This is a genomic window from Pseudomonas sp. LBUM1673 (assembly GCF_059695645.1).
Map to the genome: position 1 here is coordinate 4,772,944 of NZ_CP166780.1, position 16,033 is coordinate 4,788,976.

The 16,033-nt window shown below is 60.7% G+C and carries 14 protein-coding genes; all 14 read right to left on the bottom strand.

The window, feature by feature from the left end:
• Positions 1-41 precede the first annotated feature (41 nt).
• On the bottom strand, positions 42-968 hold the full coding sequence (locus tag ACA044_RS22100) for a ketoacyl-ACP synthase III (protein WP_007894181.1): 927 nt from the start codon (positions 966-968) through the stop codon (positions 42-44).
• A gap of 230 nt (positions 969-1,198) precedes the next feature.
• Positions 1,199-2,251 carry a pseudaminic acid synthase gene (pseI, locus tag ACA044_RS22105; RefSeq protein ID WP_497443270.1) on the bottom strand — a complete coding sequence of 351 codons (1,053 nt, stop codon included), beginning with the start codon at positions 2,249-2,251 and terminating at the stop codon, positions 1,199-1,201.
• Positions 2,248-3,747: a UDP-2,4-diacetamido-2,4,6-trideoxy-beta-L-altropyranose hydrolase gene (pseG, locus tag ACA044_RS22110; protein ID WP_497443271.1), complete on the bottom strand. Its 1,500-nt coding sequence runs from the start codon at positions 3,745-3,747 to the stop codon at positions 2,248-2,250. Before pseG ends, pseI begins: the two co-directional genes overlap by 4 nt.
• Complete coding sequence (gene pseF, locus ACA044_RS22115) at positions 3,744-4,439, bottom strand: pseudaminic acid cytidylyltransferase (protein WP_497443272.1); 696 nt, start codon at positions 4,437-4,439, stop codon at positions 3,744-3,746. The genes pseG and pseF overlap by 4 nt, the downstream gene beginning before the upstream one ends.
• 6 nt (positions 4,440-4,445) lie before the next feature.
• Complete coding sequence (pseC, locus tag ACA044_RS22120) at positions 4,446-5,609, bottom strand: UDP-4-amino-4,6-dideoxy-N-acetyl-beta-L-altrosamine transaminase (RefSeq protein ID WP_497443273.1); 1,164 nt, start codon at positions 5,607-5,609, stop codon at positions 4,446-4,448.
• A complete protein-coding gene (gene pseB, locus ACA044_RS22125; protein WP_123720681.1) occupies positions 5,606-6,607 on the bottom strand; it encodes a UDP-N-acetylglucosamine 4,6-dehydratase (inverting) in 1,002 nt (333 codons plus the stop codon). Before pseB ends, pseC begins: the two co-directional genes overlap by 4 nt.
• 30 nt (positions 6,608-6,637) lie before the next feature.
• Positions 6,638-9,571: a TIGR00180 family glycosyltransferase gene (locus ACA044_RS22130; RefSeq protein WP_497443274.1), complete on the bottom strand. Its 2,934-nt coding sequence runs from the start codon at positions 9,569-9,571 to the stop codon at positions 6,638-6,640.
• Positions 9,572-9,622: 51 nt separating this feature from the next.
• Positions 9,623-10,360: a cephalosporin hydroxylase family protein gene (locus ACA044_RS22135; RefSeq protein ID WP_497443275.1), complete on the bottom strand. Its 738-nt coding sequence runs from the start codon at positions 10,358-10,360 to the stop codon at positions 9,623-9,625.
• A gap of 16 nt (positions 10,361-10,376) precedes the next feature.
• Entirely contained in the window at positions 10,377-11,447 is a 1,071-nt protein-coding gene (locus tag ACA044_RS22140; RefSeq protein WP_497443276.1) for a class I SAM-dependent methyltransferase, read from the bottom strand.
• On the bottom strand, positions 11,437-12,294 hold the full coding sequence (locus tag ACA044_RS22145) for an NAD-dependent epimerase/dehydratase family protein (protein ID WP_497443277.1): 858 nt from the start codon (positions 12,292-12,294) through the stop codon (positions 11,437-11,439). Before ACA044_RS22145 ends, ACA044_RS22140 begins: the two co-directional genes overlap by 11 nt.
• Positions 12,291-13,517 carry a methyltransferase domain-containing protein gene (locus tag ACA044_RS22150; protein ID WP_497443278.1) on the bottom strand — a complete coding sequence of 409 codons (1,227 nt, stop codon included), beginning with the start codon at positions 13,515-13,517 and terminating at the stop codon, positions 12,291-12,293. Before ACA044_RS22150 ends, ACA044_RS22145 begins: the two co-directional genes overlap by 4 nt.
• Positions 13,514-14,074 carry a dTDP-4-dehydrorhamnose 3,5-epimerase family protein gene (locus ACA044_RS22155; RefSeq protein ID WP_497443279.1) on the bottom strand — a complete coding sequence of 187 codons (561 nt, stop codon included), beginning with the start codon at positions 14,072-14,074 and terminating at the stop codon, positions 13,514-13,516. Before ACA044_RS22155 ends, ACA044_RS22150 begins: the two co-directional genes overlap by 4 nt.
• Positions 14,071-15,153: a CDP-glucose 4,6-dehydratase gene (gene rfbG / locus ACA044_RS22160; RefSeq protein ID WP_497443280.1), complete on the bottom strand. Its 1,083-nt coding sequence runs from the start codon at positions 15,151-15,153 to the stop codon at positions 14,071-14,073. Before rfbG ends, ACA044_RS22155 begins: the two co-directional genes overlap by 4 nt.
• Positions 15,135-15,908, bottom strand: a complete 774-nt coding sequence (gene rfbF, locus ACA044_RS22165) for a glucose-1-phosphate cytidylyltransferase (protein ID WP_497443281.1) — start codon at positions 15,906-15,908, stop codon at positions 15,135-15,137. The genes rfbG and rfbF overlap by 19 nt, the downstream gene beginning before the upstream one ends.
• Between the last annotated feature and the right edge of the window lie 125 nt (positions 15,909-16,033).

Consider the following 16,033-nt stretch of genomic DNA (forward strand, 5'->3'; position numbering starts at 1 on the left):
GCTTTTTTGTGCCTGGCTTTCTTTGACTAAAAAGCCGAGGTTCAAGGGCGATAGATGATCGCCGAACCCCAAGACAAACCAACACCGAAACCGCTGAGCGCCACACGCTTCCACTTGGAATCGAGCACGTGTTTTTCCAGCAGCAACGGAATGCTCGACGACACGGTATTACCGGTTTCGACCATGTCCTTGATGAACTTCTCAGGCTCACCCTCGAAACGCCGCGCCACCGCATCGACAATCGCCGCACTGCCCTGGTGAATGCAGAAGGCATCGATATCGTCGGCCGTGAGGCCCGAGTCAGCGAGCAGCTCATGCAAATGCGCCGGCACTTTGAGCAGCGCGAAGTTGAAGACCTGACGGCCGTTCATGAAGAACACCCCGTCGGAAACCTTCAGGTGTGGCGCGCCGGAACCGTCGGTGCCGAACTTGGCCTTGCCCAACTGCCATGGTGCGTCTTCGCCCATCCACGTGGCGGTGGCTGCATCGCCGAAAAGCATGGTGGTATTGCGGTCTTCCGGGTCGACAATCTTCGAGTACGGATCGGCGGTCACCAGCAAGCCATTCTTCAGGCCTGCGGCCTCCATGAAACCCTTGATGGCGTAAATGCCATAGACGTAACCGGAGCAGCCCAGGGAAATATCGAATGCGGCCACGGTCGTCGGCAGGCCCAGTTTGTCCTGAACGATGGCGGCGGTGTGCGGCAGGCCTTCTTCGTCGCCGTTCTGGGTGACGACGATCAGCACGTCGATGGCTTCACGTTTCAGTTCGGGATTGTTGGCGAACAGCGCGTTGACTGCTTCGACACACAGGTCCGAAGTTTCTTGCCCGGCGTCTTTGCGCGGCAGGAAGGCCGAACCGATCTTGCCCAGGATGAACTCTTCATCCTTTTCGAATTTTGCACCTTGTGCGTAATTGTCCACGCCGGCTACAGGAACGTAGCTCGCAATGCTCTTTATGCCAATCATTACGGCTTCCCAATAATAAACAGCCCAATACCACCGCTCGCAAGGATTCGAGGGGCGCCGACAAACAACGAATAACGTCGCCCTCAAGGGGGTGACAGCGGGAAGAATAAAGGGCCATCACTGGGCTAAAAAACAGACCAGGCGCCATCTCCCCTTTTTATACAATACAGTGAAGATGCGCGTTATGACTCGCAGGTCACGCTATTTCGCCGAATCAGCCCCACAACAGGCTATTCAACCAACGACCAGTCCAGCGGCGTTCCGCGCTTGATGGCCTGGCGGGCGCGGCGGCCCAGAAGGGTTTCAGCGTGTTTGGGGGCCAGCCCCAGGCCAGGCCGGATGGCCCGCAGATTGGCAACAGTGAAGGGTTCTCCGGCAACCATGTCCTGGGTGACATACAGCGAACGGCGGTATACCAGAGACTTGCGCTCGGCCTCAGTCACGCCGTAATGCACCTGGCCCATCGCCTGCCAGGCGCGTTCGGTTTCGATCACCAGGCTGGCAAGTTCGGCCGGTTCCAGGGAGAAACTGGCGTCCACCCCACCGGCGGCACGGTCGAGGGTGAAATGTTTTTCCACCACCGTCGCCCCCAGCGCCACTGCGGCGACAGACACCCCGACGCCCATCGAATGATCGGACAAACCGACTTCACAACCAAACAATTCACGTAGATGAGGGATGGTGCGCACATTGCTATTAGCCGGTGTCGCCGGGTACGTGCTGGTGCACTTGAGCAACACCAGATCCTTGCAACCGGCCTCACGGGCGGCGCGCACGGTTTCATCGAGTTCGGCGATGCTGGCCATGCCAGTGGAAATGATCAGCGGTTTGCCGGTAGCAGCGACCCGACGAATCAGCGGCAGATCAGTGTTCTCGAAACTGGCGATTTTGTAAGCCGGTACGTCCAGGCTTTCAAGGAAGTCCACTGCGGTGTCATCAAATGGTGTGGAGAACGCCAGCATGCCCAGCTCTTTGGCCTGGGCGAAAATCGGCGCGTGCCATTCCCACGGCGTGTGGGCCTTCTCGTACAGTGCGTACAGCGAAGAACCGGCCCACAGACTGTTAGGGTCCTTGATGAAGAACTCACCTTCGCAAAGGTCCAGGGTCATGGTCTCGGCGGTATAGGTTTGCAACTTCAAGGCGTGGGCACCGGCCTTGGCCGCGGCTTCGACGATTTGCAGCGCCACGTCCAGCGACTGGTTATGGTTGCCACTCATCTCGGCAATGATAAACGGCGGCGCATCGGCACCGATCGAGCGGTTGCCGATCTTGAAACTCGTCATGGGTGATCCTTTAAATCGCGCGTGAACGCGCAAGCACTCTGAGTGAAACCTGCCTCGCAAAAAACTTTCAGCGACGCTTGATTGGCCGGCAGCACCTGAGCGGTGATGGCTTCCAGCGCCGGCCAGTGAGCGGTGACGAAGGCTTCGCCCCGCGCCAACAGCGCCCTGCCCCAGCCCAGGCCAAATCGGCCTTCGAACAGATAAATCGAGACTTCGGCCCGAGTACCGTCAAGGTCATAGCGCAGCACACCGACCGGGCCGTCATCCGCCTCGGCAATCAACAGCAACCGCCGCGGATTGCTCAGGCTCGCGGCCAGCCAGGCCTGATGCCGTTGCCAATCAATGACGTGGGTGTCCAAAGACCAGCGCCGTACCGCCTCGGCATTACGCCCGTCGAACAACAATTGCGCATCGTCCTGAGTGGCCTGATGAACTTGCAGCACCGCACCGGCGAGCGCTGCCGCCACCCGCAGTGCTCCACGGCCATCGACCAACTGCCGCGAGCGGTCGGCCAGACTCTGACGAAAACCCTGATTGCCCACGACAAAACCGATGGCCTGGCGCAACTGCTCGACGCTGACCTGCTCGCGACTGCCCAGAAACACATGAGCCCCCGAGGTCGCCATCACCTCGCCATTGGCCTGCTGATTATTCGAGACCGCAATGCAGATCGTCGGCAGCCCCATGGCCGCCCGCTCCCAACTGGTGCCGCCACCGGCACCGACGAACAAATCGGCCTCGGTCATCAACCGGTAGAAGTCACTGACAAAACTGTGCAGGCGCCAGTTCGGGCGATAGTCCGCCAGCGTCTGCATCTGCTCCCAGGCCGGGTTGTCGGCACCCGCCACGAAATCGACCTCCAGCTCATGGAAATCCGCCAGCGCCAACATCGCGTGGTGGGTCTGCATGGCCGCATCGAAACCGCCGAAATTCACCAGCACTCGCCTGGCCCGAGGTTTGATCTCGATCGCCGGACAGCAAAACTCATCGCGCAACAGGGCAAACCGTGGACCGAGCAAAGTCTGGCAGTCGGGCGTCAGCAGTGAGTCATAAGCCTTTGGCGTGCCCGACAGATTTTGATTGAGCAGCAGATCGACGCGGTACTGCCGAGTGGCTAGGTCATCCACCGCCGCGATCCGTGGTGCCCAGCGGCGGGCCGCTGTCTGCCAGTGATGGTCGAGGCCATAGTGGTCGACGATAATCCAGTCGAAAGCTGGATGACCTTCCAACGCTTGCCCCAGCGCAGCGATGTCCGCCTGCCACGGCAGCATCGACTCGATGGCTTGCTGCGGATCCTCACCGGGATAACGCTGCGGTAGCGCGAAGGTTTCGAAACCCTCGGCTTGCAGACTGTCCAGTCGATGCCCCGGCAGCAGACGACACGCGAAAGCAACGTGCGTGCCCTGCTTGCGCAACACCCTGGCCAGGGTCAGGCAGCGGGCGACATGGCCGCTGCCGATGGTCGGCGACGCGTCGGCGCGGATCAGCACTCTCATTGCAGCTCACCACCGGCCTTTAAGGCTGCGTAAAGGTATTCGGCGCGTTTCCAGTCTTCGAGGGTGTCGATGTCCTGCACCAGATGCCGCGGCAGAATCACCGGCAGGCTCGCTGGCGAGAACAGCACATCACCACGCAACCAGGCCTCGCTGCGCCCCCAGTAGAACTGGCCGGCGTCTTGAAAAGCTTCGGGCAAGTCCTGGGAGCGGGTATCGCGAAATTCCGGGTAGAGCGAGGTCAAGGCGCCCTGCTCGTCGAGGGTCAAGGCCCGCTGTACCGGGAAGCCGAAACCGGTGACAGAAAATGCGAAGGATCTGTCCGGGTGCTGCTCCAGCAATTCATGCCCCTGACGCAGATAACGCGCCTGCAACAACGGCGCCGTCGCGTAGACGCAGCAGGCATAGTCGAACGGCGGCAATTGCTTCAAGGCATGCACGATGACCGCTGCGGTGCCGGTGAAATCGTCGGCAAGCGCCGCGGGCCGCATGAACGGCACCTGAGCACCGTGAGCCCGCGCGACTTCGGCAATTTCCTCATCGTCGGTGCTGACGATCACCTGGTCGAACAGCGTCGACGCCAGCGCCGTGCGAATCGAACGGACGATCATCGGCACGCCGTCGAACGGTTTGAGGTTCTTGCGCGGGATTCGCTTGCTGCCACCGCGGGCCGGAATGATCGCAACGCAGCTCAAGAGTCACTACTCCTCAAGGACCAGTCGTCGCAATTGCTCGACCACATAGTCCTGTTGTTCATCGCTCAGCAGAGGAAACAGCGGCAGGCTGATGGCCTCGGCGTAATAACGTTCGGCCTGGGGGAAATCACCCACGGCAAAACCCAGGTCGCGATAGTACGGCTGCAAGTGCAGCGGAATATAGTGCAGGTTCACACCGACACCGGCCGCTCGCAAGCCTTCGAACACCTGTCGATGGCTGAGGTTGATCCGCTGCGTCTGCAAGCGCACCACGTACAGATGCCACGCCGACTCGGCCTCGGGCTGCGCGCTGGGCAAGGTCAGTGGCAAGTACGCCAGCAACCGGTCATAACGCGCCGCCAGTTCACGCCGACGCTCAATGAAGCCATCAAGCTTGTTCAGCTGCGACAGACCGAGGGCCGCTTGCAGATCGGTGACCCGGTAATTGAAGCCCAGCTCCACTTGCTGGTAGTACCAGGGACCGTGGCTGGGTTCGGTCATCTGCTCGGGGTCACGGGTCATGCCGTGGCTACGCAGGCGCTGCAAGCGCTCGGCCAGTTCCGGGCGATTGGTCAGCACCATGCCGCCTTCGGCACTGGTGATGATCTTCACCGGGTGGAAACTGAACACCGTCATCGCCGCGAATTCGCCACAACCCACCGGGCTCCCGGCATAGGACGCGCCGACCGCGTGGGAGGCATCCTCGATCACTGTGAAACCATAGCGCTCGGCCAGTTCGGCGATCATGCGCATATCGCAGCTCTGCCCGGAGAACGCCACCGCCACCAGCACTTTGGGCAGCGTGCCGTCGCGCTCGGCGGCTTCAAGCTTCGACGCCAGGGCAAAGGCGTCGAGGTTCCAGGTCAGCGGATCGATGTCGACAAAATCGACCTCGGCGCCGCAGTAGCGACCGCAGTTGGCCGAGGCCAGGAAGGTGTTGGGCGTGGTCCATAACCGATCGCCCGGCCCAAGGCCGGCGGCGAGACAGGCAATGTGCAACGCCGCCGTGGCATTGCACACCGCCACCGCGAAATCGGCCTGGCAACGCTCGGCCATGGCCTGTTCGAAACGCTCGATGGTCGGCCCTTGCGTCAGCCAGTCGGACTGCAACACGGCAACTACCGCATCGATGTCTTCCTGATCGAGGCTTTGCCGACCGTAGGGAATCATGCCGACAGCTCCGCGTGCAGGTCAGCGATCTGGCCGACCGAAAGGAAGTGCGGGTTGGTGTCGGAGCGGTACTCGAAGTCTTCGCTCACCGGCCGGCCCTGCTCGCCCAGTTTGTCTACGGCAAAATCCACGTCAACGCTGGTGAAACGAATCGACGGCTGAATGGTGTAGTGATCATCGAATTCCAGGGTCATGCGCGCGTCATCCAGCGGCACCATCAGCTCATGGAGTTTCTCCCCTGGACGTATGCCGACGTTTTTGTGCGGCAAATGTTCAGCCATGCCCCGCGCCAGATCGACGACGCGAATCGACGGGATCTTCGGCACAAACACTTCACCGCCGTGCATGCGGGCAAAGCTGTCGAGCACAAACTTTACACCGTGATCGAGGGTGATCCAGAAACGCGTCATGCGCTCGTCGGTGATCGGCAGCTCTTTGGCGCCCTCGGCAATCAGCTTGCTGAAGAACGGCACCACCGAACCCCGCGAGCCAGCGACGTTGCCATAGCGCACCACGGCAAAGCGGGTCTGCTGTTCGCCAGCAATGTTGTTGGCGGCCACGAACAGTTTGTCCGACAGCAGCTTGGTCGCGCCGTACAGGTTGATCGGGCTGGCGGCCTTGTCGGTGGACAACGCAACGACTTTTTTCACGCCGTTGTCGATGGCCGCGGCAATGATGTTTTCCGCGCCGTTGACGTTGGTGCGGATGCATTCGGTGGGGTTGTATTCCGCCGCCGGTACTTGCTTCAAGGCCGCGGCATGCACCACGTAATCAATGCCGCGCATGGCCTGACGCAAACGGTCGGCGTCGCGCACGTCACCGATGAAGTACCGCATGCACGGTGCGTTGAACGTCTGCTGCATCTCGTACTGCTTGAGCTCATCGCGGGAAAACACCACCACCCGTTTGGGCTGGTATTGCTCCAGCAACCGGCGGATGAAATTGCGCCCGAACGAGCCGGTGCCGCCGGAGATGAAAATCGATTTACCGTTGAACATGCCTTGAGTCCTTTTATCTGTCAGCCAGGCTTATGCGAGCAACTGCGCCCAGTTCACACTGGAAGCGTCTCCGAGGGTAAAGCCTTTGCCGGTCAGGGCCAGGTTCTGGTTGTAGGCGACGTCCTGGGCGAAACGGGCCTGCCACTTGTCACGCAGGGCGGCACGAGCCTGAGGCGCCTCGGGCAACAGGCCAGGGTGCAGCAATTGCGCCTGGGGCGTCCAGACGGTGAGATAACCCGCATCGGCGACTTTCAGGCACAGGTCGACATCAGCGAAGGCTTCGTCGAAATGCTCTTCATCCAGCCCTCCGACCGCGTCATACAGATCCTTGCGAATCATCAGGCAAGCACCGGACACCGCCGAATAGTTCTGCTCGACCTGATGGCCGTTCATGTAGCCCTTGGCGTCCTTGCGTTCGCCGACAAAGACCGAGCCGATATCGCCATTCAAACCGAGAACCAACCCGGCCTGGGTGGTAACGCCTTGAGTGTCCGTCAACTTGGCGCCAACGATGCCGACTTCGGGACGCTGAGCCTGATTGAGCATGGCGTCGAGCCAATTGGCATTGAACACTTGGGTTTCGGCCGACAGCAGCACCAGGTACTCACCCTTGGCCTCGGCGCTTGCAACGTTATACAACGCTGAATCACTCAGGCGCTGACCGGTGCGCAGCACACGAATGCGCTCGCCTTTACCTTCCAGACCGCTCAGCCATTCGGCCAGCTCTGGCGATTGGCTGTGGTTGTCGACGATCAGCACTTCGTGGCGCTGGTAGCGGGTGCGTTGCAGCACGCTGACCAATGCACGTTGCAAGTGTTCCAGGTTGTCCTGGCTCTGGAGGACGATCGACACCATCGGTCGCTGAGCGTGCTGATAGTCAATCTGCCAAGTCTGCGGCAGCGTAGAGCTGACCTGACCACGATACCCACGATTGGCCAGATGACGAGTCAACACCTGACGTTCCTGAGCATTTTCTTCAGTGACCGGCGCGTTGCAGATCAGCAAGGGTTCGGCCAGGTGCGCCAGACCACCAAGACCGCCGTCTTCGATCAGACGCAGCAGTAGGTCGAACTCCAGCGCCTGGGTGTATTGCGCCGAGAATCCCTTGGCCTGGACCAACACATCACGCCGGATCAACCAGTGTCGCGCCATCAGTGACGGCACGGTTTGCAGCAGATCGAGGTTGACCCCGGGACGGAATACCTCCGCCAGAGAACCGTTGGCCTGACGCTGAATTTCATCCATCGCCACCGCACGCACACCCTCGGCGCCGATCAGCTCCAGGCTGGCGCGCAGCAACCCGCTTGGGGTCAACTGGTCACCGGCCTCAGCCAGCAGCAGCCAGTCGACAGCAGATTGGTCGACGATCTGGTTGATGCGATCCACATAGTTGGCGGTGGTGACTTTGACGAAGTGCACGGTGTCGCGCACGGACGTGGTCGCCGGCAATTCGCCGGTAGTGAAGACCACCACTTTGAAGGCTTTGCAGTGGCCGTTGACCAGGCTATCGAAGGTCGCCTGCAACTTGAACAAGTCTGCATCCAGGTCCAACAGCAGAATGCCGAATTGCGGGCCGCCATCGTGCGTGGCCAGATGCCTGGAAATAGCTGAACGTTGAGCGGCATCAGGATTGCGCGCTTCGAGCCAGTCGAGCAAACGCCCGGACGGCATGTTCTGAAGCAGTGTGCGGTCATCCTGTCCCGGTACCGAATCCAGACGCTTGGCCCATGCTTGAAGCTTGAGCTTCTCGTCCTGTTCCTCGGTGCCTTCGAGCGACTCGATCAAGCGCTTGACCACCGACCGATTGAACCGGTTAAGACTCAATGCCTCCCACAAACGGGCGCGGAGGGTGCGGTCGTTGTCGTCAGGCTGAATTCGCATCAGCTCGTGTTGCTTGAGCAGAATGCCTTCGAGCTCCTGCAATTGCAGACGGCCGGCCGGCATGGCATGCAACAGGAATTCAAGTTCGGTCAGCAGGTCGAACATCGGTTTGTTGTAAAACGGCATTTCGACGAACTGCTCGGGGCCGAACGAGCGAACCGGCTCGCGCCCCGGCTCGTTCCAGACTGAACGGAAGATCAGGGTGGCTTTGAGCGAGCGACCTTCGAGCAGGCAGTCGGCCATGGCGGTAAAGCTGTCCAGAACAATCTGTTTGACCCGGGCCGGGTCGCTGTCGCTGAACTGCGTCGGGATCGAAGCCAGGAATTGCGCAAACTGCTCGCGGTCGGCGACGGTTTTCGCATCTTTGTACGTCAGCACGGTCAACACATTGGTGCTGTGATCCGAGGCGCCATAATTCGCCTCACGCACAATGTAGGGAATCGGCAGGATCCGCGCCTTGGCACACGCCAGCAGGTAGAAAGCGTGGCCGATTTCCTGCCACTCGAAACTGGTACCAGCAGGCAACAGGCTGAGCCACTGTTGCAGCAGGTCGGTGCGAGTCACCGCATAGAACGGCGGCAGGAACTGGCCCATGAGTTCCATGACCCGATCTTCAGGCTGCTGCGAGTTGTAGTCCTCTTGCACCCTTTTGTCGCGGCGGTAGTAATTCACTTCGGTGGCACGGGCCAGGTACATCATTCCGTAGCCATGACACAGGCCGTAGTCAGGGTTGCCTTCAAGAAACTCCACCGACTCGGTCAGGGCGCCATGCAACAGGAAGTCGTCGTCGGCAGCAAACACCATATACGGTGTGGTGACCTGATTGACGCCGTAGGTGAGTTTTTCCTGCAGCCCCTGATAGGTGAATTGCGGCAAGTGGCGATAGTCGACCGACGGGAAGTCCCGGGCCATGTGCTCATCGCCCTCGACAGACGAGTCCAGAACCAGAACCGTGCAGGGATAACTACTGTAGTACTGCAAGGTACGCCGCAGGAACGCGTTCCGGTTGTGAGAAATCACCACCACCGTAAACCGCTCGTTCAGCGGCGCAACGTTGTTTTGAGCACTGTTTTGAACCTGCATCTTCCTATCCCCACAACCGGCCAATCGCCAAGAACCTGAAACCACTTCTGATTAACGAACGCGACGCAGATAACCATCCGGCGCTACGGTGATCAGCAGCTTGTTTTGCAGCTGCCGGTCGATTTCGAAGTCCTTGTTTTCTTCCAGGTACTTCCACACCGCGGTCTTCGGGTTATCGCCCGGGCCCCACGGACGATCCGGAAAGAAATCGGCCGGCATGTCTTCGACCACGGTGTCCATGACCACGCAGTAGCTGTCCACCGAAACCAGTGGTGCGTACAGGCGCAGTTCTTCCAGCACGTGATCGTGGGTGTGGTTGGAGTCCAGCACCAGAATGACTTTCTTGCCTTCGGCAATGGCACGTACTTGCGCGGCGATCGCCGGATCGATGCTCGAACCTTCGATCATGGAAATGCGCTTGCTCATCGGGTGGCTTTCGATGGCTTCGCGGTTGTGCGGACGAATATCGAGGTCAATGCCCAGCACTTCACCGTGGCCTTGCAGCTCCAGCAAGGAGGCGTAGTAGATGATCGAACCGCCGTGGGCGATGCCGCATTCGATCACCAGGTCCGGTTTGACCTGCCAGATGATTTCCTGCATCGCCATCATGTCTTGGGGCAACTGGATGATCGGGCGGCCCATCCACGAGAAGTGGTAGCTGTACTTGTGCTTGGCCGATTCGTTGAAGAAATCCCGGGCCAGGCCGGTGAGTTTCTGGTCGTCACCCTGCTGGGCGACTTGTTCCTGGCATTCGGCTTCGAAGGCTTTATTGATGCTGTTGTCGGTCATTTTAGAATCTCAATAGTCACTGGAACGAAGCGCTGTCGACGGCGTGATAGACGTAGCGTCCACCGGTCATCCGCTTGATTTCTTCGAGGTAGTTGGAGTTCATCACAAACAGGTTGGCGCCTTCGGGCAGTGCGTCCATGGCCTCTTGGGGCGAGGACACCCGCACGCCGCTCAGGGGTAGATAACGGCCCTGTTTGGCCGGGTTAATATCCACCACGCGATCCACCGCCACGCCCGCGCGTTGCAGGAACAGCGAATAAATCACGCCTTTGGACGACGCCCCCCAGATCGCTGAACCTTGCTCAGACGCCGCTTGAATGATCTGCACCGCACGCTCAAGGCTGCTGGTGAAGCCATCCGGCAATGCCAGGCGCGGCACCGGTTGCTCCGGCGTCAGACGCAACGTCGCAAGATCGGCGACGATGTACAGGTATTGGCCACCAAACAGATGACCGGCCTCGTGCACGGTGCCGAACATCCGGCGCAGGTCATCGAGGCGGAAATAATTGACGTGCTCGTAGAACAGGTCGAACCAGGCACGGTGCTCGAGAATCCAGTCGAAGCACGGCACTTCGATGTAGATCCGCCCGCCCTGATTGGCCTGGGCCATCTCGGCAAGAAAACTCACCGGGTCCTGGATATGTTCCAGCACATGCCGCAGTACGATAGCGTCCGCCGACAGACCCAGGCCGCGAGTGAACGGCGCCTTGATCACGTCGGCGTTGTCACCCTCGTAGGCCGGGTCGATGCCGGTGATGGCGTAGCCCAGGCCTTTGAGCAGCTCAAGGAAGTAGCCTTTGCCACAGCCGACTTCGATCAGTTCCTGCCCCTTGAAGTGACGGGCAATGATCCCTTCGACATCGCACAGGTGCTTCTGGAACTGACCGGAGTGGGCCTGCTCATTCTGGTAGTCGGCGTCGTAGCTGAGCTTGTCGGCGTCGAAGGCCTGATTGAAGATCAACCCGCTCGTCTGGTCCTGCACCAACACCATGTCGGCACTGGCCGAAGCTTTCGCCGATTGCGCGTCGGCAAAGGTACGGTTCTGCAACACCGGCAGGTCGGCGACCCGATACAACTCATGCTTCATGCTCTGCTCCCAGTAGCTGTTGCAAGCGGTCCGCCACGCCCCAGAACGCCATCGGCTCGTGGGTCGCGTATGGGTAGTGACCCAGATTCAAATCGATCGACGCGCCGCGTTCACGCAGCCGTTGTTCGACCAGCGCCCGGACCGATATCGGCTGACCGCTGGAGCAATTGATCACGCCGTCGAATTCGCGCTGTTGCAGGATCGCGGCGAGGTATCCGGCGGCCGTGTCGATCGCCAGGTAATCGCGCAACTGCTCGCCGGCCGACATGTTGAAGCTGCCGTCTCCGGCCTCGATGGCTCGATCCAGCGCCGCGAGCAAACTGTTCGGGTTCTGCCCTTCGCCGTGCAAGTAAAACAGCCGCGCCCATTGCAGGGTGAACGGCTGCTGGCGTTGCAGGTTTTCCAGGAACAGGCGCAGGGTGTTTTTTGCCAACCCGTAAGGATTGCTCGGCTGCGGCGCGGTCTGCTCGCTGAGCGGTCCGCTCTGCAAGCCGTATTCGAAACAGGTCCCGGTGACCAACACCTGCGACACGCCCGCCTCGACCGCACCCTTGATGAACCGGTAATCGGCCATCAGATTGTGTTCGAAGTGAAACAGCGCCTGATAGTTCGGTAACCCCGGCCAGGCGAGATGCGCCAAGGCATCGACGCCATCGGTCAGCACGGCGAAGTCCAGGTCGGCGGCATGAATATCCACCGCCACGAACTCCACGGCATTGATCCACGACAGTTGCGCTGCGGTCTCGGCGTTACGCGCCACGGCCCGGACCTCACAGCCACGGGCGAGCAAGGCCGCGACCAGATGTCGGCCGACGAACCCGGTGGCACCGGTCACCAGCACCTTCACAGTACGGTCAACTCAGGCACGGCGATCACGAAGCGGCCGTCCCACTGACGTATCTGCGCCAGTTGCTGACTGACTTCGTGCAACAGGTTCCACGGCAACACCAGGATGTAATCCGGCTTTTCCAGATCGATCTGCGCCGGTGAAACGATCGGAATACGACTGCCCGGCAAATACTTGCCTTGCTTGTGCGGATTGGCGTCGGCCACCCAGGCCAGCAGGTCCGGTTTGACCCCGGCGTAGTTGAGCAAAGTGTTGCCCTTGGCCGCCGCGCCGTAACCAACCACACGCTTGCCGTCGGCCTTGGCCTGCAACAGGAAGCGCAGCAGTTCGTGCTTGATGCCCTCGGCTGCTGGCGCCAGGGTCGCGTAGTACTGGGGGGTTTTCACACCTGCTGCAAGTTCGGCCTGCAACTGCTGCTCAACGGCTGGCTGCACCTCGCGGCGAACACCGTCGGCACGCTGGACGAACACCCGCAACGACCCGCCATGGGTCGGCAGCTGACTGACGTCGAACACTTCCAGGCCATTGCGCTCGCACAAGGTCTGAACGGCGGTCAGGGACAGGTAGGAATAATGCTCGTGATACAGCGTATCGAACTGCTGCCCGGCCATCAGCGTCAGCAGTTGCGGAAATTCGAACGTCGCCACACCGGTCGGCTTGAGCAGGGTGGCAAAACCACCGAGGAAATCATTGATGTCCGGCACATGCGCCAGCACGTTGTTGGCGGCCATCAGGTCGGCGGCCCAGCCTTCGCTGTTCAGCTGCGCAGCGGTGTCGCGACCGAAGAACAGTTCGCGAATTTCCAGGCCTTTTTCCCGCGCCGCTTGCGCCGTGCTGCGGGTTGGTTCGACGCCCAGGCAAGGGATGCCGCGCCCGGCCACGTACTGCAACAGGTAACCGTCATTGGCGGCGATTTCCACCACACGGCTGTCGGCGGTCAGGCCGAAGCGCTCGACCATCTCAGCCACATAGCGTTCGGCATGGGCCAGCCAGGTGCTGGAGAACGAACTGAAATAGGCGTACTCGGCGTCGAACAGGCTATCGGCGCTGGTGTAATCCTCGGTTTGCACCAACCAGCACTGCAGACACACTGCAACCTTCAGCGGCACCCATTGCTCGGCTTGTTCCAGCTGGTCGGCGCGCACGTAGGCGTTGGACGGCGGCGAGGTGCCGAGATCAATCAGCGGCAAGGCCAGAGGAGTACCGCAACCACGGCAGTTCATAGACGCACTCCAGCGAAGTGTTCATCAAGCAGGGGATGGCTGGAATCCCTGGCCGACAGATTATTGACAGGCAACGGCCAGGCAATGGCCAGCCGTGGATCATTCACCGACAAACCACCCTCGTGCGCAGGCGTGTAATCAGCGCTGTGCAAGTAGAGCAATTCGGCGTCGTCGGTGAGGGTCTGAAAGCCATGAGCGAATCCGGCCGGGATCAGCAGGCTGCGACCATCACCGGCCCGCAGGTGTTCGGCGTGCCAGTGCAGGAACGTCTCGGAGTCGGGACGCAAATCCACCGCCACATCCCAGACCTCGCCGCGCAGGCAGGTAATCAACTTGGCTTCCGGCGCATTGGAATTCTGATAATGCAGACCGCGCACACTGCCCCGTTCGCGGGTGCAGGAATGATTGATCTGGCGGATATGAAACGGCTGGCCGAAAGCAATCAGGCTGCCCTCACAGAACAGCCGCGCGAAGTGCCCGCGCTCATCTTCGAAGCGTTTGTGCTGCACGCTGAACAGACCGGCCAGCGGCAAGGCTTTCAACAGAAACTCACTCACAGCGCGCCTCGATACAGGTTCAACTGGCGCAGGGTGATTTCACGCATGTCATCGCCGTTCTGCCACGCCAGGTGCCAATCGAGGGTCTGGGTCAGGCATTGCTGCAACGACCAGCGCGGTTGCCAGCCCAGCAGTTGACGGGCGCGGCTGCTGTCCAGGCGCAACAGACCGGCTTCGTGCAAATCACTCGGTTCGATGCGCAAGCCACGCGCTTGCGGCCAGCGGTTGGCGAGCAACTCGACCACTTCGCCGACGCTGCACATGTCTGCTTCGCTCGGACCGAAGTTCCACGCACCAGCAAACTCCGGGCCCTGCTCGTAAAGGCCGGCAGCCAGTTGCAGATAACCGGCCAGCGGTTCCAGGGCGTGTTGCCACGGGCGTACGGCTTGCGGGTAACGCAAGGTCACGGGCTCGTCTGCGGACCAGGCCTTGAGCACATCGGGAATCAGCCGTTCCGGCGCGAAATCGCCACCGCCCAACACGTTGCCGGCACGGGCCGTGGCCAGGGCCAGACCGTGCTCAGCGTAACGCTCGGCCGGGAAGAACGACGCCGCGTAAGACTGCGCCAACAATTCGCAGCAAGCCTTGCTGCTGCTGTAAGGATCGTGGCCGCCGAGGGCTTCGTTTTCGCGGTAGGGCCACAGCCATTCCTGATTGGCGTAGACCTTGTCGGTGGTCACCAGCACGCAGGCACGCACGCCACCGACCTGACGGATCGCTTCGAGCAGATTGAGGGTGCCCATGACGTTGCTGGAGTACGTCCCCAGGGGGTCGCGATAGCCTTCGCGCACCAGCGGTTGGGCCGCCAGGTGCAGGACGATTTCCGGTTGGGTTTCGGCAATCAGCTCCAGCAACGCGCCGAGGTCACGCAGGTCACCGCGCTGATCGTTGATGCCTTCAGCCACCCGCGCCAGTTCGAACAGGCTCGGTTCGGTGGACGGATCAAGGGAAAACCCGCTGACCTCGGCACCGAGGCTTTGCAGCCACAACGTCAGCCAGCTGCCCTTGAAACCGGTGTGGCCGGTCAGCAGGACGCGCTTGCCGCGCCAGAACGCCGGGCTCAGTCCCATTGTTTCCATGGGGCCTCCCCGCTCAGCCACAACGCCTCAAGGTGATTCTTGTCGCGTAGGGTGTCCATCGGGTGCCAGAAGCCTTCGTGCTGGAACGCCTGCAACTGATCTTCTGTGGCCAACGCCGCCAGCGGCTCGGCTTCCCAGGAGGTTTGATCGTCAGCGATGTACGGCAAGACCTTGGGCGACAGGACGAAGAAGCCGCCATTGATCCAGCCGCCGTCGCCACGGGGTTTCTCGGTGAAACCGAGGACCTTGTCGCCATCACGTTCCAGCGCACCGTAGCGTCCCGGCGGCTGCACCGCCGTCACGGTAGCGAGCTTGCCGTGGGTCAGGTGAAAGTCCACAAGGGCACCGATATTGAGGTCCGAAACGCCGTCGCCGTAGGTGAAGCAGAAAGCCTGCTCTCCATCCAGGTAACGGGCAGCGCGTCGCAGGCGGCCACCAGTCATGGTGTCATCGCCCGTATCGACCAGCGTGACGCGCCACGGCTCACTGTAGTTCTGGTGAACGTCCATGCGGTTGTTGCACATGTCGAAAGTGACGTCGGAGGTGTGCAGGAAGTAGTTGGCGAAGAAGTCCTTGATCGCGTAGCCCTTGTAGCCCAGGCAGATCACGAAATCATGAATCCCGTGAGCGGAGTACTGCTTCATGATGTGCCAGAGAATTGGCTTGCCGCCGATCTCGATCATCGGCTTGGGCTTGAGGTGCGACTCCTCGCTGATGCGCGTGCCCAGGCCACCCGCCAAAATAACTGCCTTCATCGTCTCCCCTCTTGTTCTTCACAGGGCTCAGCCAAGCTGTATCAAGCTTTTGCGGGCCTACTGGCTAAAACCTTTTTGCCGTGTCGGGCGCTTGCGGAATGAGCGCAAGTGCTCGTTTTATGGCG